This is a genomic window from Streptomyces sp. NPDC007264 (assembly GCF_042869095.1).
GTDB lineage: Bacteria > Actinomycetota > Actinomycetes > Streptomycetales > Streptomycetaceae > Streptomyces.
Genome location: NZ_JBIAFD010000007.1, coordinates 290,184 through 307,323, shown reverse-complemented (window position 1 = coordinate 307,323; position 17,140 = coordinate 290,184). Strand labels below are relative to the sequence as shown.

The window sequence follows — 17,140 nt, the reverse complement described above, 5'->3', positions numbered from 1 at the left end:
CCCACCCCGGCCGATCACTCGCCGGGCCGGTTCACCCGCCCCGGTCGGCTCACCCGCCCGGCAGCTCCAGATCGGTCTTGTTCAGCTCCTCGATGTTCACGTCCTTGAACGTGAGCACCCGGACCTGCTTCACGAAACGAGCGGGTCGGTACATGTCCCACACCCAGGCATCCGCCATGGACACCTCGAAAAACACCTCGCCCTGGACCGAGTGCACCTGCATCTCGTAGTCGTTGGTGAGGTAGAAGCGCCGTTCGGTCTCGATCACGTATTTGAACAGACCGACGACATCGCGGTACTCCCGGTAGAGCTTCAGCTCCATCTCGGTCTCGTACTTCTCGAGGTCCTCGGCGCTCATGGCATGTTCCCCTTCAGCCGTGCGATCCCACCATTGTGCGCCAGTCTCGTGAGCCTCTAGACGATTTCGGTGTCGAGGACCTCGGGCCTGGCCGGGGGACCATCGTCGAGCAGTGTGCGCAGCAGCTCGGCGAGTCTCGTCGGGTACACCGTCTCATGTGCCTCGGCAAGTTCCCGCCACGTCCACCACCGTGCTCCGACGACACTGCGTTTTTCCAGCTCGGTCAGGCCCGGCGCGGTCGTGGCCGTCTGGGCCGTTCGGGCCAGGTAGTACCACTCGTCCTGGTCCCAGCGTCGGCCCGCGAACGGAAAGGAGCACACGCGCTGCCACAGCACGGGGCCCAGTTCGATCTCGGTGATGCCGGTCTCCTCGGCCAGCTCCCGCAGCGCGGCCTGCTCGCGCGTCTCGTCGCCCTCCACACCGCCGCCGGGCGTGAACCACCAGTCGTCGGCCGGATCGTCCGGCTCGTGCCCGTGCAGCAGCAGGACGCGGTCCTGCGGGTCGAGCAGCAGCACGCGGGCCACCCTGCGCAGCCCGTCCTGCGGGACGGAGGGCAGCGAGGCGTCAGCGGGCACCGGCCGGCTCCATCCGTGTGCCGCTGCGCCCGCCGCGCCCGCGGCTCGCCCGCTTGGCGATCGGGCCGTACGCCGCGCCCACCATGACCAGCACCGCGCCCGCCACGATGGCGCCGACGACGAGCCGGAAGGGGCCGGGCGAGGAGATCGGCCCCAGCGTCCGGAAGCCCGTCGGGCGCTCCAGCATGCCGTTCATGGGCCAGACCACGGCATCCACACGGGCGTCCACCGCGCTGCGCGGCACCGTGCCGCTGAACGCCTCCGTGAGGTGCGCGGTGGAGTCGAGGGAGCCGCTGCGCTCGTCGCCGAGCAGGAACAGGCGGCCCTTGGGGACCGTGATCGTGGGGATCTGCTTGGACTCCGCGGGCTGGCCCTTGGCGAGGTACGACTCCTGGAGCTGCTTGCCGTTGACGGTCAGCTTGCCGTCGGTGCAGCACCCGACGGTGTCGCCGCCGATCGCGACGACCCGCTTGACCATGGGCAGGTTGCCCCAGCTCTTCTGCCGGAAGACGACGACGTCGCCGCGCTCGATGTCGGCGCCGTCGACACGCTGGGCGAGGACCCGGTCACCGGCGACGATGGTGGGCGACATGGAGTCGGTCGGCACGGTGTACGGCTTGTAGACGATCGCACCCCAGACGAACCCGCCGAGGAAGAGCACACAGCCGAGGGCCACGGCGAGCCCCGACAGTGCGCTGCCGAGCCGTCCACGGCTCGCTTCCGTACGACCAGTCCCGCTCATCCCGTGCTCCCAGCTCGGAGGATCGATCCCGTGGCCGCTGCCGGGTCACGGAAGATCGGCGATCTGGGACGGCACCCTACCCGGCGGTACGGCTGCCAGAAACCCTCGGGTTTCCGGCGGTGGGCGGCGTGGTGAGGCGGCGCCTGCGCCACAGCACCAGCGGCACCGCGCCCGTCAGGCCGAGCGCTCCCGGGGCCATCGCGCCGAGGCCCTGGTCGAAGGTGTCCGGGATCGGCAGCGTGTCCCAGCGGGTGGGCGGCCAGGCGATCACGATGGCGCGGCCCACGACGTTCCCGACGGGGACGAAGCCCTGGTTCCTGTCCTGCTGGTGGTAGCGGGAGTCCAGCGAGTTCTGCCGGTGGTCGCCCATGACCCAGATTTTGCCCGCGGGAACCGTGACCTTGAACTGGCCGCCCTGCTCGTCGACGCTGCACGGTGTGTTGCCGGGGTACACATAGGGCTCGTTCAGCGCTTTGCCGTTGACCGTCAGCGGGCCCGTGCCCCGACACTCGATGGTGTCTCCGGCGACGCCGACGACCCGCTTGATCAGGTCCTTCTCCTCGGCGGACGGCATCAGGCCGATCCAGCTCAGCGCCGTCTGGAGGGCGTTGGGATTGCTGGTGGGCTCGCCCGCCAGCCAGTTGTCCGGGTCGTGGAAGACGACGACCTCGCCGCGCGAGGGCTGGGAGCCGAACCAGGGGGTCAGCTTGTCGACGAGAACACGGTCGCCCTGCTGGAGGGTGTTCTGCATCGAGTCGGAGGGAATGGAGAACGCCTGCACGAGGAACGTCTTGATCAGCAGCGCGAGCACCAGCGCGATGCCGACGAGGAGGGGGAGCTCCTTCCAGAAGGAGCGCTGCTTCCTGGGCGTGTCGGCCTCTCCGCCGTTCTCCCGCGTGCCGGCGTCGGGAGAGTCACTTCCCGCGTCGGTGTGGTCCTGCGCGGCCGGGGCAGCCGCGTCGTCGGGCCGCTCCGGTTCTTCGGGACCATCGTGTCCGGATCGTGCGCCGACCGCCAAATCCCCCACATCCACTCCTCACTCCGTACCGCCGCCGGCGTCCCAGTCGACGCAGGCTCACCACTCCCATAACGAGCGGGAGTTCCGCAGGGCTCGGGAGGGGGACCAATCCGTATCGATCCGCTGAGGCCACCCTATGCGACGGGCCGAGTGCAGTGGTCGACCCGCTGGGCACCGACGCGTAAGTGTCAGGCTCGGTCAGATGCGTCCAGTGCCCCAGGGGCCAGGCGATGAACAGGGCGCGTCCGACGACCGAGTCCTCCGAGACGGTGCCGCTGAACTTCTCTGTGCGGTGGTAGCGCGAGTCGGCCGAGTTGGCGCGGTGATCTCCCATGACCCACAGCCGGCCGGGCGGAACGGTCACGGAGAACGCGAAGTCCGAAGGTTTGTTCCCCGGGTGAATGTACGGCTCGTTCAGCGGAATGCCGTTGACGGTGACGCGGCCCTGGGTGTCGCAGCACTTGACCGTGTCGCCGCCGACCGCGACGACCCGCTTGATGAGGTCCTTGTCGTTGTCGGACGGCAGCAGACCGATCCAGGTGAGCCCTTCCTTGATCTGCTTGACGCCGACCGGGTCGTTCTTCTTCGTCGTCTTCTCCCCCGCCAGCCAGTTGCCGGGGTCCCGGAAGACCACGACGTCGCCACGCTGCGGCTTGGAGCCGAACCAGGGGGTCAGTTTGTCGACGAGGACACGGTCCCCGATCTGGATGGTGTTCTCCATGGAGCCCGACGGGATCACGAACGCCTGGACGAGGAAGGTCTTCAGGACCAGCGCTATGAGGACGGCGACGCCGACGAGGAGCGGTATCTCCTTGACCGCGGAGCGCCTCCGCTTGCGCTTGACCTTGCGCTGGAGCTTGCGCCGCTCGGCGCGGCTGCGCCCGGTGGGACCGGAGCCGGCGGCGCGCCGGGAGCCGGTGGGCAGGAGGTTCTGCAACCCGGTGTCGACCGGCTCGCCACGCCGTTTGCCGCGGTTACCCATGGGCACCGTCCACGGGGGGCACGCGCGCGTAGGCACCGGGGCGGGCGAGGCGTGCCCAGCGGGAGGAGGGCCAGGCGATCCAGTCGGCCCTGCCGATCACGGCGCCGACGGGGATCATGCCGCCGCCCGGGGAGCCCAGGTGGTCGCGGGAGTCGCTGGAGGCTCCGCGGTGGTCCCCCAGCACGAAGAGCCTGCCGTCGGGCACGACGACGTCGAAGGGGACGTCGGACGGACTGTCCCCGGGATACAGAAACGACGACTCGTCGACCGACCGGCCGTTCACCTCGAGCCTCCCCTCCTTGTCGCAGCAGACCACGTGGTCCTTGCCCACACCGACCACGCGCTTGACGTAGTCTGCGTTCCCGAAGTACCCCGTGCCGTCGAACACGATGGTGTCTCCCCGCTGCGGCTTCGATCCGAAACGGTACGCCAACTTATTTACGAGCAGGCGGTCCCCAACCCTCAATCCGGGCTCCATCGAACCGCTGGGGATGTCGAACGGCTGCACCACGAACGTGGTCACGGCGAGGAGGGACAGCAGACAGGCCAGCGCGGTCAGGGTGAGGCGCCCACCGGGCAGCCGGTCGACGCCCCGGGACACCAACGCGAAGCGCGACCGTCCCTCCGGGGCCGCCGGGTCCGAGGTCGTCTCGGGTTCCGCAGGGCCGGAGGAGCGGTCGCGCTCCACGTGCTGTGCTTCGGTGTCCATCGGTGCCAGATGCTATCCGGCCCGGCTGTGGACCCCGCGCGGGAGAACTCAGCTCTCGCGCTTCTCCTTGATCTTCGCCGCCTTCCCGCGCAGCTCGCGCAGGTAGTACAGCTTGGCGCGGCGCACGTCACCTCGGGTGACGAGCTCGATCTTCTCCACGATCGGGGTGTGCACCGGGAAGGTGCGCTCGACGCCGACGGAGAAGGAGACCTTGCGGACCGTGAAGGTCTCGCGCACGCCGGAGCCCTGGCGGCGGATCACCACACCCTTGAACTGCTGCACACGGGAGCGGTTGCCCTCGATGACGCGGACGTGCACGTTGACGGTGTCACCCGGGCGGAAGGCCGGGATGTCGGTGCGCAGCGAGGCGGCGTCGACGGAGTCGAGCAGGTGAGACATGTCGTCTGCTTTCTTCACCGATGCCACAGGTCATCGGTGGTACGTAGTATTTCGGTGAGAGTCGTCGGCCGCGTCGGGGTGGACGTCGTGTCCCCCTGTGGCAGGGGCGCGCACCGGACGGGCGGACAACAGCGGCCTATTCTTCCACGTCTCCGGTCCTGCGCCAAAATCGGCCGTACGGCTCACCCTCCGGGTCGGGTGCCCAGCCGAGGACGGAGAGCGTTTCGCGGTCCTTCCGGTCGAAGGCCGTGGGCTCGCAGCGCTCGATCAGGTCGGGCCGGTGGGCCGTCGTGCGCTTGAGTGCCTCGTCCCGGCGCCAGCGGGCGATCCTGCCGTGGTGGCCGCTGAGGAGCACCTCGGGGATGTCCCGGCCGCGCCAGGCCGGCGGCTTGGTGTAGACGGGTCCTTCCAGGAGGTTCGCCATCGCGCCGGGCGCGAAGGAGTCGTCCTGGTGGGACTCGACGTTGCCGAGGACCCCGGGCAGCAGCCGGGCGACCGCCTCGGTGACGACGAGGACGGCCGCCTCGCCGCCGGCGAGGACGTAGTCGCCGATGGACACCTCGTACACGGGTGTCCGCGTGGCGTACTCGTCGATGACGCGGCGGTCGATGCCCTCGTAGCGGGCGGGGGTGAAGATCAGCCACGGGCGCCCGGACAGTTCCACGGCGAGCTTCTGGGTGAAGGGCCGCCCGCTGGGCGTGGGGACGATCAGGGCGGGCGCCGAGGAGCCGGTCTCGTATCCGTCGGCCAGGATGTCGTCCAGGGCCTCGCCCCAGGGCTCGGTCTTCATGACCATGCCGGGGCCGCCGCCGTACGGGGTGTCGTCGACCGTGTGGTGGCGGTCGTGCGTCCAGCGGCGCAGATCGTGCACCCGCACGTCCAGCTGCCCCCGCGCGCGCGCCTTGCCGACGAGCGACACGTTCAGCGGTTCCAGGTATTCGGGGAAGATCGTGACGACGTCGAGCCGCATCACACCTCGTCCTCGTCCCGGGCGGACGCGATCTCGGCGCGGTCGTCGATCAGTCCGGGCGGCGGGTCGACGACCGCGCGCTGCTCCCGCAGATCGATGTCGGTGACGATCTCCTCGACGAAGGGGACGAGGACCTCGCTGCCGTCGGGGCGCTCCACCACGAACAGGTCCTGGGAGGGCAGGTGAGAGATCTCGGTGATCCGGCCGACCTGTGTGCCGTCCTTGGTGACGACGTCCAGGTCGATGAGCTGATGGTCGTAGTACTCGTCCTCGTCCTCGGGCAGCTCGTCCGGGTCGATCTCGGCGATCAGCAGGGTGTTGCGCAGCGCCTCCGCGGCGGTGCGGTCGCCCACGCCCTCGAACCGCAGCAGGAGGCGGCCGCTGTGCACCCGGCCCGTCTCGATGGTCAGCGGTCCGGCGGAGGCCGGGTCGGTGGCCAGGACCGCGCCGGGCGCGAGCCTCAGTTCCGGTTCGTCGGTACGTACCTCGACGGTGACCTCGCCCTTGATGCCATGGGCGCGGCCGATCCGTGCGACTACCAGCTGCACTGTGCTTGATCTCCTGTCCTGCCGGATCCCGCGTCGTGCGGCCCGGTCACACGACCACGGGCCGGGGAGGGCCCAGTGGCCCTCCCCGGCCCGAGCCGGTGCTGCGTTGTGTTCAGCGGACGTGGTCCACGTCGACGAGGTCGACGCGGACGCCGCGTCCGCCGATGGCGCCCACGACGGTGCGCAGAGCGCGTGCCGTGCGGCCGTTGCGTCCGATCACCTTGCCGAGGTCGTCGGGGTGCACCCGGACCTCGAGCACACGCCCACGGCGCAGAGTGCGCGAGGACACCTGCACATCGTCAGGGTTGTCGACGATGCCCTTCACGAGGTGCTCGAGAGCCTCCTCGAGCATGCTCAGGCCTCGGACGCGGAGGACTCGGCCGCGGCCTCGTCCTTCTTCTCAGCCTTCTTCTTCTGGGTGATCGCCTCACCCTTGCCCTCGTCGTCACCGCCGAGGGCCTCGAACGACGGCCGCGCGCCCTTGGTCTCGGGCTGCAGCAGCGGCGCCGGGGCGGGCTCGCCCTTGAACTTCTGCCAGTCGCCGGTCTTCTTCAGGATGGCGAGGACGGGCTCGGTCGGCTGGGCGCCGACGGAGAGCCAGTACGCCACGCGCTCGGCGTCGACCTCCATGACCGACGGGTGGTACGTCGGGTGGTACTTGCCGATCTCCTCGATCGCCCGGCCGTCACGGCGGGTGCGGGAGTCGGCGACGACGATGCGGTAGTGAGGCGAACGGATCTTGCCCAGACGCTTCAGCTTGATCTTGACTGCCACGGGAGTGGGTTCTCCTGGATTTGACGTGGTTGGGCACGGCGGAGCGGCCGCGTGGGGTTGCGGTACCCGAGTGCCCGATGGACGCGTCAGCCGGAGGAGAGAGGGGTCCTGTGCGGCTGTCGAGTACAGCTAGCCATTGTGCCACACCCCGGGGGGCGCCTTGCGCCGCGGGCGCACGCGGGCACGACGCAGGGACACCCGGCGCCGGGCTTGTCGGGCGCGGATCACGCCGCCCGGCGCGCGCAGGGTGCCTGCGGCCCGCTGTGCGGCGGACCGAGTGCGGCTGCCACGAACAGCCGCTCCTCAGCCCGCCGCGGCCCCCACCGGCTCGGGAATGCGGAAGGGCTTTCCGCATCCGCCGCACACGATCGGAGCCTGGGCCAGGACCGACGGGACGACACGGACGTTGCGTCCGCAGTCACAGACCGCCTTGACGCGGACGCCGCCGCCGGAGGAGCCGTGCCGGGCGGCCGGCCCCCGGAACGTACGGGCCGTGTCGTCGGCCGTCGCCGCCGAGTGGGCCTTCAGCGCGCGCTGGAGCCGCTCCATCGTCGGGCGGTAGCGCCGCTTCGCCTCGGGGCTGAGCGTGACCAGGGAGAAGCCGCTGCTCGGGTGCGGTTCCTCGGGGTGGTCCAGGCCCAGCTCCTCGGCGATCGCGAGGAATCTGCGGTTGTGATAGCGGCCGGCACGGGAGGTGTCACGCACCCCGCGGGCGGCCGCGATGCCATGGACTGCTTCATGAAGCAGTCGTTCGAAGGAGAGTTCGTGTCCGCACGCGGACGACGACTCCCCGATCAGGGACTCGGGCGCGGCAAGATCCGGCAGCTCGGGGTGGTACCGCTGAATGTCGGCCCACGCCTGCGCCAGCTCTGCGGCGAGAACAGGTGGTGTCGTGCTCACGTAATGAGAACGAGCCTGAGGGCCCGTGTGTTCCTATTCCGGGGCATCCCAAATAATTTGCACGTACCCGTCAGTTGCCCCTGATGCGTCCCGAGGAGGGCGCGTGCGCCGATCTGTGGAGAAGCCGTGCAGCTCGGCCCAAGGTGGTGCGTAGTGATGCGTACGCCCACCCGGCTCCCGGCGCCCCTTCGGCGCGCGAACGGGGTACCGCGCACGGGGGCCGCTGTGACCCGCTGGTGCGCAAGGGGCGTTTCGGTCACGCTCCCCGTACCTCAGTAAGCGCGTGCCACGACGGCGACGTTACCGGGTGCGTCATCACGGTCGGGAACCGACCCGTCCTCGGCGACCAGACACCGTACGGTCACCGCGTGCTCGGCCAGCCCGGCCTCGCCGGCCGCACCGAGCAGGGCCCACGGAATGCGGGCCCAGCCGCCGGCCCCGGCCGCCTCGACGGCCGCCTCGACCGTCGACACGTCCGCCGTGCGGGACTCCCTGCGCTCGCGCGACTGCGTCAGGAGCAGCGCCTGGTCCTCCTCGAGGATCCCGGGGATCAGCCGGGCGAGCGATGCGAGTGCCACCGGCTCCTTGCCGCCAGGGATGCGCCGGGCCAGCACGGCGGTGCCGCTCTCCAGGTCACGGGGGCCGATCTCGACGCGGACGGGCACGCCCTTGAGCTCCCAGTCGACGGCGCGGCGGCCGAACGGGGTGTCGGTGCGGTCGTCGACGTGGACGCGGATCCCGGCCGCCGTCAGCCGCTCGCCGATCGCGCGGGCCTCGGCCAGAACCGCTTCCTCGCCCTTGATCGCGAGGACCACGGCCTGCACGGGCGCGAGCCGGGGCGGGACCCGCAACCCGTTGTCATCGCCATGGGTCATGATCAGGCCACCCAGCATGCGGGTCGACGAGCCCCAGGAGGTCTGCCAGACGAACTCCTGACCGCCGTCCTTCGACAGGTACTGCGTGTGGAACGCCTTGGCGAAGTTCTGCCCGAGTTCGTGGCTCGTGCCCATCTGGAGGGCCTTGCCGTCGCCCGTCATCGCCTCGAGGGTGAGGGTGTTGACGGCGCCGGCGAAGCGCTCGCCCGGCGTCTTGCGGCCGAGCACGACATCGATGCCGAGGACGTCGACCATGAAGTCGCCGTACACCTCCTTGTGGATGTACGCGGCATAGTCCCTGGCCTCCTCGTAGGTGGCGTGGGCGGTGTGCCCCTCCTGCCACAGGAACTCGGTCGTCCGCAGGAACACGCGGGGGCGCATCTCCCAGCGCACCACGTTCGCCCACTGGTTGATCAGCAGCGGCAGGTCGCGGTAGCTCTGCACCCACTTGGAGAAGTACTCGTTGATGATCGACTCGGAGGTCGGGCGGACGACGACCGGCTCCTCCAGTTCCTTGCCGCCGCCGTGGGTGACGACCGCGAGCTCGGGGGCGAAGCCCTCGACGTGCTCGGCCTCCCTGGCCAGGTACGCCTGCGGGATGAACAGCGGGAAGTACGCGTTGGAGGCGCCCGCCGCCTTGATGCGGGCGTCCATCTCCGACTGCATCCGCTCCCACAGCCCGTATCCGTACGGCCGGATGACCATCGTGCCGCGCACCGGCCCGTTGTCGGCCAGCTCCGCCTTGTTGATCAGGTCCTGGTACCAGCGCGGGAAGTCGTCCGCCCTGGGCGTGAGCACGGGTGCCTTGGCCATGGCGCGATCGTACGGCGATCCCCGACCGCGCCGTGCGTCAATGCCCACCCGGGTGTGGGGGCAGGGGGCGCACGGACGGCTCACACGGAGTGCTCCGCACCCCCTGGACGCCACGACGGGCGCGCAGTTTCCTGGCATACGGGCGTCACGGGAGGGGAGCACAGCGGACGTCACGGGGCGACGGGACCGGACACGGCGGCAACTCTCCGACGGATGGGGGCGCTTTCGATGACACCGACGCTCACGGGGCACCGCCTCCCCCCTGCGAACCCCGCTCCTCGTACGGACCGGTGCGCACGCGCGCGTGACTGGGCCGAGATCCAGGAGCGGATGCTCGTGCCGCTCTACGAGGCGGTCTACGAGCGGCTCGACGTGGGCTCCGGGACGCGGCTGCTCGGGCTCGGCTGCGGCACCGGGCTGGCTCTGTTCCTGGCCGCCTCACGCGGTGCCGCGGTCACCGGGGTCGACTGCGGCGTGCCCGAACGGCTGGCCCTGGCCCGCGAGCGGCTGCTGCCCGGGGCTCCGGCGCGGCGCCCCCGCGCGCGCGGCGACGCCCGGATCGTCCACGGCTGCCCCGGGGACGCGGCGCCGGCCGCCGGGGAGCCGGCCTACACCCTGCTGACCTCCTTCGAGCCGATCGGGTGCGCGGTCGGCGACGGCGAGGGTCTGCGGGACCGGCTCGCCGAGGCGACGCCGCTGGCCGAACGCGGGGCGCACGTGGTGCTCGCCGCATGGGGTCCGCCGGAACGGTGCAGCACCTCGTCCGTGCTCCGGGCCGTCACCCGGCTGGCGGATCCCGAGCACGGCAGCGGCGGATGGCGTCCGGCCCGGCGCGACGACCTGGAGGAGGCCGCGCAGCACTCCGGGCTGCGCCCGGACGGATCGGGACGGGTCGCCTGCCCCTTCGGGTACGCGGACCTGGACAGCGCGGTGCGGGGGATGCTGTCGACCAGACTGTTGGACGCGGCGATCGCCGCGACGGACCCGGACCAAGTCGGCAAGGAGCTGGCGGAGGCGCTGCACCCGCACCGGCGGGCCGACGGAACCGTGTGGATGCCCAATGTCTTCCGGTACCTGATCGCCCGTGTGCCCTAGGTCCTGTCGTTTGGAGCAGGCCGGCTGTGGGCCCCTCCGTGGAGGGGCGCCCCGTGCCGTGGCCGGCGGACCGTCGTGGGCGTCAGCCCATGAACTTCTTGAACTCGTCCGGCAGCTCGAACTCCTGCCCGCTCTGCTGCGGCAGGCCGAAGGCGCCCCCGCTCTGCGCCGCGGCGGCGCGGCGCGCGGCGGCCTCCTGCTCCTGCTGCTTGCGCTTCATCGGGTTGCCGGAGCGCTGCTGGCCCTTGGACTTCTTCGGCTGCTTCTTCGAGCGGCCGGGTCCGCCGCCCATGCCCGGGATCCCCGGCATGCCGGGCATGCCGCCGCCCTGGGCCATGCGGGACATCATCTTGCGTGCCTCGAAGAACCGCTCCACCAGGTTCTTGACCGCGCTGACCTCGACGCCGGACCCCTTGGCGATCCGGGCGCGGCGAGAACCGTTGATGACCGTCGGGTCCTGGCGCTCGCCCGGGGTCATCGACTTGATGATCGCGGCCGTGCGGTCGACGTCCCGCTCGTCGAGGTTGTTGATCTGGTCCTTGATCTGCCCCATGCCCGGGAGCATGCCGAGCAGCTTGGAGATCGACCCCATCTTCCTGACCTGCTCCATCTGGGCCAGGAAGTCGTCGAGGGTGAAGTCCTGGCCCTTCTTGGAGGCCAGCTTGGAGGCCATCTTCTCGGCCTCGGCCTGGCTGAAGGTCTTCTCCGCCTGCTCGATCAGGGTGAGCAGGTCACCCATGTCGAGGATGCGCGAGGCCATCCGGTCCGGGTGGAAGGCGTCGAAGTCGTCGAGCTTCTCGCCGTTCGACGCGAACATGATCGGCTTGCCGGTGATCTGGCGGATCGACAGGGCGGCGCCACCGCGGGCGTCGCCGTCGAGCTTGGAGAGGACCACGCCGTCGAAGCCGACACCGTCACGGAACGCCTCCGCCGTGTTGACGGCGTCCTGGCCGATCATGGCGTCGACGACGAACAGGATCTCGTCGGGGCCGACCGCGTCCCGGATGTCCGCGGCCTGCCGCATCATCTCCTGGTCGATGCCCAGACGGCCGGCGGTGTCCACGATCACGATGTCGTGGACCTTGGTCTTGGCGAAGTCGATGGAGTCCTTGGCGACCTTGACGGGGTCGCCCACGCCGTTGCCCGGCTCCGGCGCGTAGACCGCCACGCCCGCACGCTCGGCGACGACGCTCAGCTGGTTGACCGCGTTCGGGCGCTGGAGGTCGCAGGCGACCAGCAGCGGCGAGTGGCCCTGTTCCTTGAGCCACTTTCCGAGCTTGCCCGCGAGGGTGGTCTTACCGGCGCCCTGCAGACCCGCCAGCATGATCACGGTCGGGGGCTGCTTGGCGAAGCGGAGGCGGCGGGTCTCGCCGCCCAGGATCGTGACGAGCTCGTCGTTGACGATCTTGAGGACCTGCTGGGCGGGGTTCAGCGCCCGGGAGACCTCGGCACCGCGGGCACGCTCCTTGACGTTGGTGATGAAGCTCCGGACGACCGGCAGTGCCACGTCGGCCTCGAGGAGCGCGATACGGATGTCGCGCGCGGTGGCGTCGATGTCCGCCTCGGAGAGCCTGCCTTTCCCGCGGAGGTTTTTGAAAGTCGCGCTGAGGCGGTCGGAGAGGGTGTCGAACACGGCGGCGTCGGTCCTCGGAGTCGGGGTCGTTTCGGGCTGTCCTCCAGAGTATCCGGCCGCGCAAGCAAATCGTCCCCGCCCGCTGTGCACAGCGGGCGGGGACGACGCCGAAGGCGGGGAACGCGGCCCGGGGTCACTCCCGCAGCGCCTCCTCCAGCATCCGGGCCACCTGGGCCGCCTCCTCCCGCGGCAACGGATCGCCCGTGCCCGTGGTCACGTAGAAGGCGTCCACGGCGTTGGAACCCAGCGTCGACACATGCGCGCTGCGCACGCGGACGCCCGGCTTCTCCAGCGCCCGCCCGATCCGGAACAGCAGCCCCGGCGCGTCCTGGGCCCGTACCTCGATCACCGTGGCGTGCCGGGAGGCGGCCGGGGCGACCGTCACCCGTGGCGGGGGCGGCACCACGCCCCGGCGCCGGGGATAGGCCGCGTCGCGCTCCGCCAGGCGCCCCGCGACGTCCAGGGAGCCGTCCAGGGCCCGCACGAGGTCGGCGCGCAGCCGCGCGGCCTGCGGCAGCGAGCCGTACTCCGCCGCCACCCGCCAGTCGAGCAGCAGGACGGAGCCCTCGTGGACGCCGTCGGGGAGTTCCAGGGCCCGCAGCTCCGCCGTGCGGACGGTGAGGCGGTGCACGGCCAGCACGCCGGCGACGGCGGGCAGCACTCCGGGCTGGTCCGGCACGGCGATGAGCAGCTCCACGCCGAGGGGTTCCGGTTCGCCGGAGGGCTCCTCGGACGGCGGCTCGGTCTGGGCGCGCAACGCCAGGACCGGGGCGCCGGTGCGGATGGCCTCGACGGCGAGCCGCTCCTGCTCGGCGGTGGGGGCGGCGGCCTCCGGGTCGGCGGGCTCGTCGCCGGCGAACACCGCCGAGACCCGCTTGACCAGGTCCGTCACGAGCGCGCCCCGCCAGGACGACCAGGCCGCGGGTCCGGTGGCGAGCGCGTCCGCCTCGGTCAGGGCGTGCAGCAGCTCCAGCGTGCTCTGCGAGCCGACCGCCTCGGCGACCGAGCGCACGGTGGCCGGGTCCTCCAGATCGCGCCGGGTCGCCGTCTCGACCAGCAGGAGGTGGTGGCGTACGAGGGTGGCGAGGACGGTGACCTCGTCGCGGTCGAAGCCGATGCGGCCGGCCACGTCCCGGGCGATGATCTCGCCCGCCACGGAGTGGTCGCCGGGCCAGCCCTTGCCGATGTCGTGGAGGAGCGCGGCGACCAGGAGGAGGTCGGGGCGGCCGACGCGACGGGCCAGTTCCGAGGCGCGCACGGCGGTCTCGATCAGGTGCCGGTCGACGGTCCAGATGTGCACGGCGTTGCGCTGCGGGCGGCAGCGCACGCGCTCCCAGTCGGGCAGCAGCCGGGTGATCAGCCCCTCGGCCTCCAGGGCCTCCCACACCTGCACGGTCGGAGGGCCCGAGCCCAGCAGGGTCACGAGCTGTTCGCGCGCCTCGGCGGGCCAGGGCGTGGGCAGGGGGCGCGCGGCGGCGGCCATGCGCCGCACGGCGTGCAGGGAGAGGGGGAGGCCGGCCTGGGCGGCGGCCGCGGCGGCGCGCAAGGGGAGCACGGGGTCGCGCTCCGGGCGCGCGGTGCGGGCGAGCACCGCCTCGCCGTCCTGTTCCACCACGCCCTCCGCGAGGGGGGACCGCTCCGCGACGGACTTCCCGCCGCCCCACGTCCTCCCGTCGCCCGCCACCGCCCTTCTGAGGAAGTCGCTCCGCTCCCTGGCCAATTTGCGCAGCCGCGGCCGCACGGCGCGCGAGCGCAGGACGCGCCCCACCTCGCGCCAGGTCACATCGCTCGCGTACGCGATCACGCGCGCCGCCTCGTACACCTGGCGCAGCAGCGTGTCGGCGTCCAGCAGGCCCAGCTCGGCGGCGACCTGGTCCTGCTCCTGCAGGGCCAGCCGGTCGGTGGCGCGCCCGGTGGTCAGATGCAGCGCGTCCCGTACGTCCAGGAGCCTGCGCCGGGCGTCCGCCAGTCCTTCGCGCGGAGCGTCGGCGAGCCAGGACGCGGCCACCGCGCGCAGGGCCGTGGCGTCCCGCAGCCCGCCCCGCGCCTCCTTGAGGTCCGGCTCCAGCAGGTACTGCAGTTCTCCCTGCCGCTCGGCCCGTTCGGCGCACAGGTCCCTGAGTTCGGGGAGACGTTTCGGCGCCTGGTTGCGCCAGTCGGCCAGGACGGCCGTCCTGAGCCCCGTGGTCAGCCCGAGGTCGCCCGCCAGGTGCCGCGCGTCCAGCAGGCCGAGCTGCACCTTCAGGTCCTCGCCGGCCGTCCTGCGGGCCTCCGCCGGGGTGCGGACGGAGTGGTCGAGGGCGAGGCCGAGGTCCCAGACGGGGTACCAGAGGCGGTCGGCGAGGGCGGCGATCGCCTTGGGGTCGCTGCCGTCGTGCAGCAGGAGCAGATCGAGGTCGCTGCGCGGGGACAGCTCGCCGCGGCCGTATCCGCCGACCGCGACCAGCGAGACGCCGCGCAGCCCCTCGGCGCCCGCGGTGAACAGGCCCGTGAGCCAGTCGTCCGTCAGTTCCGCGAGGGCCGCGCGGCGCGGCGGCCCGGACTGCGCCCCCTCCTGGAGGAGGCGCAGCCGGGCCGCCGCGTAGCCGCCGGGTCCCGAGTCCTCTGCTTCCGTACGTGCGTGCGTACTCGTCACCCGGCGACTCCTTGTTCCTTGTGGTGCCCTACAGCGCGTCGGGGCCGCGCTCACCGGTCCGGACCCGGACGACCGTCTCGACCGGGACGGACCAGACCTTGCCGTCTCCGATCTTGCCGGTACGGGCCGCCTTGACGATGACGTCGACGAGTTGTTCGGCGTCGTCGTCCTCGGCCAGCACCTCGATACGGATCTTGGGGACGAGGTCCACGGTGTACTCGGCGCCGCGGTAGACCTCGGTGTGTCCCCGCTGCCGACCGTAGCCGCTCGCCTCGGTGACCGTCAGTCCGTGGACCCCGAAGGCCTGGAGGGCCTCCTTGATCTCGTCGAGCCGGTGGGGCTTCACGACGGCGGTGATGAGCTTCATGCGTCCACCTTCTTGGTCTCCGTGGCGGCCAGGGCCGACGCCGCGCTCCCGACGACGCCGCCACCGGCGCCGCTGAAGTCGTATGCCGTCTCCGCGTGCTCCGCCTGGTCGATGCCGGAGACCTCCTCGTCCTCGGGGACCCGCATCCCGATCGTCTTGTCGAGGACGAAGGCGAGGACCGCGGAGGCGACCAGCGAGTAGGCGAGGACCGCGAAGACACCGGCGCACTGCTTCCAGAACTGGTCCATGCCGCCGCCGTAGAAGAGGCCCTTGACCTCGGACTGGCCCTCGCCGCTGGCGAAGAAGCCGATCAGCAGCGAGCCGACGACACCGCCGACCATGTGGACGCCGACGACGTCGAGGGAGTCGTCGTAGCCGAACTTGTACTTCAGGCCCACGGCCATGGCGCACAGGACACCGGCGATGGCGCCGACGGCGATCGCGCCGAGCGGGGAGACCGCGCCGCCCGAGGGGGTGATGGCGACCAGGCCAGCGACGGCGCCGGAGGCGGCGCCCAGCGTGGTGAACGCGCCGTGGCGGATCTTCTCGTAGGCGAGCCAGGCGAGCATGGCGGCCGCGGTGGCGACCTGCGTGTTGACGAACATCAGCGGGCCGACGCCGTCGTCGTTGCCGAGCCACGAGCCGGCGTTGAAGCCGAACCAGCCGAACCACAGGAGACCGGCGCCGAGCATGACCAGCGGGAGGCTGTGGGGACGCATCGGGTCCTTCTTGAAGCCGACGCGCTTGCCGATGACGAGGATCACGCCGAGCGCCGCGGCACCCGCGTTGATGTGGACCGCCGTACCGCCGGCGAAGTCGATCACGCCCAGGTCGAAGGCCCAGCCGCCGGTGCCCCAGACCCAGTGGGCGACCGGGAAGTACACGATCGTGGCCCACAGCACCAGGAAGAGCGACCAGGCCGTGAACTTCACGCGGTCGGCCAGCGCGCCGCTTATCAGGGCGGGCGTGATGATGGCGAACATCAGCTGGAAGACGGCGAAGACGAAGACCGGGATGGTGTAGCCGTCCCAGAGGTCCGCCTTCCCGATGCCGCCGAAGCCGACGAAGTCGGAGGTCCACCCGACGAGCGAACCCTTGTCGGTGCCGAAGGCCATGGAGAAGCCGTAGAGCACCCACAGGATGGTGACGATGCCGAGGCTGATGAAGCTCATCATCAGCATGTTCAGCGTGCTCTTGACGCGGACCATGCCTCCGTAAAAGAAGGCCAGGCCCGGGGTCATGAGCATCACCAGGGCGGAACAGATCAACATGAAGCCTGTGTTGGCGGACGACAACTTGGGTGCGTCCGCCGCAAGCATGATGGCTGGTGCCATCGGCGTCTCCTCGTCGGTTGGTACGGCCCCGTGCGGGCGAAGCCTGAGCGGTCCGGTGTCCTGAGGGGTGGGCCGGTTATGCGCCACGAGATTGGCGCAGTGCGGTTTCGGTCGACGCCCCTCGATGTTTCGCCGTAGTGACGAAGGCGCCGGACGTGTTACACGTCGATGAACTGCCGGATGGCGGCCGCGTCGATCGTTATCGTGACGCAACCTTTGATGAATGGCACGACCATACGCCCCTGACGGCTCACCGACGGTGATCGGCGGTGGACGCGGCGACGGCGTCCTGCCCGGGCGCGAGAAGCGGATCCGGCCGCGGCGGCCGTCCGATGACCTGGCATGGGGGAGCCGAGTCGGGCAGTTCGGGACGGCCACCGCGGCCGGGGTCGTGGGGCCTGTGGGTTCCGGCG

The 17,140-nt window shown here is 71.1% G+C and carries 18 protein-coding genes; 1 reads left to right on the top strand and 17 read right to left on the bottom strand.

All coding sequences use genetic code 11. The features are described from left to right. Window positions 1-49: 49 nt before the first annotated feature. From ACFYMU_RS14825 to proS, 13 genes are all read right to left on the bottom strand, one after another. Window positions 50-358 (bottom strand): DUF2469 domain-containing protein, encoded by a 309-nt coding sequence (locus tag ACFYMU_RS14825; RefSeq protein ID WP_008745401.1) that lies wholly within the window; start codon window positions 356-358, stop codon window positions 50-52. Window positions 359-414: 56 nt separating this feature from the next. Beyond that, window positions 415-933, bottom strand: a complete 519-nt coding sequence (locus ACFYMU_RS14820) for an NUDIX hydrolase (protein ID WP_388372710.1) — start codon at window positions 931-933, stop codon at window positions 415-417. Next, window positions 923-1,675, bottom strand: coding sequence for a signal peptidase I (lepB, locus tag ACFYMU_RS14815; protein WP_388372708.1), 753 nt, complete (start codon window positions 1,673-1,675; stop codon window positions 923-925). The genes ACFYMU_RS14820 and lepB (ACFYMU_RS14815) overlap by 11 nt, the downstream gene beginning before the upstream one ends. Window positions 1,676-1,751: 76 nt before the next feature. Further along, window positions 1,752-2,702, bottom strand: coding sequence for a signal peptidase I (gene lepB / locus ACFYMU_RS14810; RefSeq protein ID WP_388372706.1), 951 nt, complete (start codon window positions 2,700-2,702; stop codon window positions 1,752-1,754). Then, complete coding sequence (gene lepB, locus ACFYMU_RS14805) at window positions 2,590-3,675, bottom strand: signal peptidase I (protein WP_388372704.1); 1,086 nt, start codon at window positions 3,673-3,675, stop codon at window positions 2,590-2,592. Before lepB (ACFYMU_RS14805) ends, lepB (ACFYMU_RS14810) begins: the two co-directional genes overlap by 113 nt. Beyond that, window positions 3,668-4,384, bottom strand: a complete 717-nt coding sequence (lepB, locus tag ACFYMU_RS14800; protein ID WP_388372702.1) for a signal peptidase I — start codon at window positions 4,382-4,384, stop codon at window positions 3,668-3,670. Before lepB (ACFYMU_RS14800) ends, lepB (ACFYMU_RS14805) begins: the two co-directional genes overlap by 8 nt. Window positions 4,385-4,432: 48 nt before the next feature. Further along, window positions 4,433-4,783 carry a 50S ribosomal protein L19 gene (gene rplS, locus ACFYMU_RS14795; protein WP_388372700.1) on the bottom strand — a complete coding sequence of 117 codons (351 nt, stop codon included), beginning with the start codon at window positions 4,781-4,783 and terminating at the stop codon, window positions 4,433-4,435. Window positions 4,784-4,919: 136 nt separating this feature from the next. Continuing rightward, window positions 4,920-5,753, bottom strand: a complete 834-nt coding sequence (trmD, locus tag ACFYMU_RS14790; RefSeq protein WP_388372698.1) for a tRNA (guanosine(37)-N1)-methyltransferase TrmD — start codon at window positions 5,751-5,753, stop codon at window positions 4,920-4,922. Next, window positions 5,753-6,301 carry a ribosome maturation factor RimM gene (gene rimM, locus ACFYMU_RS14785; protein WP_388372696.1) on the bottom strand — a complete coding sequence of 183 codons (549 nt, stop codon included), beginning with the start codon at window positions 6,299-6,301 and terminating at the stop codon, window positions 5,753-5,755. The genes trmD and rimM overlap by 1 nt, the downstream gene beginning before the upstream one ends. A gap of 112 nt (window positions 6,302-6,413) precedes the next feature. After that, window positions 6,414-6,653: an RNA-binding protein gene (locus tag ACFYMU_RS14780; RefSeq protein ID WP_381080427.1), complete on the bottom strand. Its 240-nt coding sequence runs from the start codon at window positions 6,651-6,653 to the stop codon at window positions 6,414-6,416. Between the two features lie 2 nt (window positions 6,654-6,655). Next, complete coding sequence (rpsP, locus tag ACFYMU_RS14775; RefSeq protein ID WP_388372694.1) at window positions 6,656-7,075, bottom strand: 30S ribosomal protein S16; 420 nt, start codon at window positions 7,073-7,075, stop codon at window positions 6,656-6,658. 303 nt (window positions 7,076-7,378) lie between these two features. Continuing rightward, complete coding sequence (locus ACFYMU_RS14770; RefSeq protein ID WP_388372692.1) at window positions 7,379-7,975, bottom strand: hypothetical protein; 597 nt, start codon at window positions 7,973-7,975, stop codon at window positions 7,379-7,381. A gap of 272 nt (window positions 7,976-8,247) precedes the next feature. After that, a complete protein-coding gene (gene proS / locus ACFYMU_RS14765; RefSeq protein WP_388372690.1) occupies window positions 8,248-9,663 on the bottom strand; it encodes a proline--tRNA ligase in 1,416 nt (471 codons plus the stop codon). Between the two features lie 228 nt (window positions 9,664-9,891). Here proS and ACFYMU_RS14760 point away from each other — a divergent pair, with 228 nt between their 5' ends. After that, a complete protein-coding gene (locus ACFYMU_RS14760; protein ID WP_388372688.1) occupies window positions 9,892-10,758 on the top strand; it encodes an SAM-dependent methyltransferase in 867 nt (288 codons plus the stop codon). An 82-nt stretch (window positions 10,759-10,840) separates the two neighbouring features. On the opposite strand, the gene ffh is transcribed toward ACFYMU_RS14760, so the two are convergent. From ffh to ACFYMU_RS14740, 4 genes are all read right to left on the bottom strand, one after another. Further along, window positions 10,841-12,391, bottom strand: a complete 1,551-nt coding sequence (ffh, locus tag ACFYMU_RS14755) for a signal recognition particle protein (protein WP_388372687.1) — start codon at window positions 12,389-12,391, stop codon at window positions 10,841-10,843. 133 nt (window positions 12,392-12,524) lie between these two features. Then, window positions 12,525-15,026 carry a [protein-PII] uridylyltransferase gene (locus tag ACFYMU_RS14750; protein ID WP_388372685.1) on the bottom strand — a complete coding sequence of 834 codons (2,502 nt, stop codon included), beginning with the start codon at window positions 15,024-15,026 and terminating at the stop codon, window positions 12,525-12,527. Between the two features lie 28 nt (window positions 15,027-15,054). Then, window positions 15,055-15,393, bottom strand: a complete 339-nt coding sequence (locus ACFYMU_RS14745; protein ID WP_388372683.1) for a P-II family nitrogen regulator — start codon at window positions 15,391-15,393, stop codon at window positions 15,055-15,057. Further along, window positions 15,390-16,727: an ammonium transporter gene (locus tag ACFYMU_RS14740; protein ID WP_388372681.1), complete on the bottom strand. Its 1,338-nt coding sequence runs from the start codon at window positions 16,725-16,727 to the stop codon at window positions 15,390-15,392. The genes ACFYMU_RS14745 and ACFYMU_RS14740 overlap by 4 nt, the downstream gene beginning before the upstream one ends. Window positions 16,728-17,140: the final 413 nt, after the last annotated feature.

What these genes read in the sequence shown, in the direction of transcription:
- ACFYMU_RS14825 (WP_008745401.1), bottom strand. Translation starts at nt 358, where the DNA reads ATGAGCGCCGAGGACCTCGAGAAGTACGAGACCGAGATGGAGCTGAAG.
- lepB (WP_388372708.1), bottom strand. Translation starts at nt 1,675, where the DNA reads ATGAGCGGGACTGGTCGTACGGAAGCGAGCCGTGGACGGCTCGGCAGC.
- lepB (WP_388372704.1), bottom strand. Translation starts at nt 3,675, where the DNA reads ATGGGTAACCGCGGCAAACGGCGTGGCGAGCCGGTCGACACCGGGTTG.
- lepB (WP_388372702.1), bottom strand. Translation starts at nt 4,384, where the DNA reads ATGGACACCGAAGCACAGCACGTGGAGCGCGACCGCTCCTCCGGCCCT.
- rplS (WP_388372700.1), bottom strand. Translation starts at nt 4,783, where the DNA reads ATGTCTCACCTGCTCGACTCCGTCGACGCCGCCTCGCTGCGCACCGAC.
- trmD (WP_388372698.1), bottom strand. Translation starts at nt 5,753, where the DNA reads ATGCGGCTCGACGTCGTCACGATCTTCCCCGAATACCTGGAACCGCTG.
- ACFYMU_RS14780 (WP_381080427.1), bottom strand. Translation starts at nt 6,653, where the DNA reads ATGCTCGAGGAGGCTCTCGAGCACCTCGTGAAGGGCATCGTCGACAAC.
- proS (WP_388372690.1), bottom strand. Translation starts at nt 9,663, where the DNA reads ATGGCCAAGGCACCCGTGCTCACGCCCAGGGCGGACGACTTCCCGCGC.
- ACFYMU_RS14760 (WP_388372688.1), top strand. Translation starts at nt 9,892, where the DNA reads ATGACACCGACGCTCACGGGGCACCGCCTCCCCCCTGCGAACCCCGCT.
- ACFYMU_RS14745 (WP_388372683.1), bottom strand. Translation starts at nt 15,393, where the DNA reads ATGAAGCTCATCACCGCCGTCGTGAAGCCCCACCGGCTCGACGAGATC.
- ACFYMU_RS14740 (WP_388372681.1), bottom strand. Translation starts at nt 16,727, where the DNA reads ATGGCACCAGCCATCATGCTTGCGGCGGACGCACCCAAGTTGTCGTCC.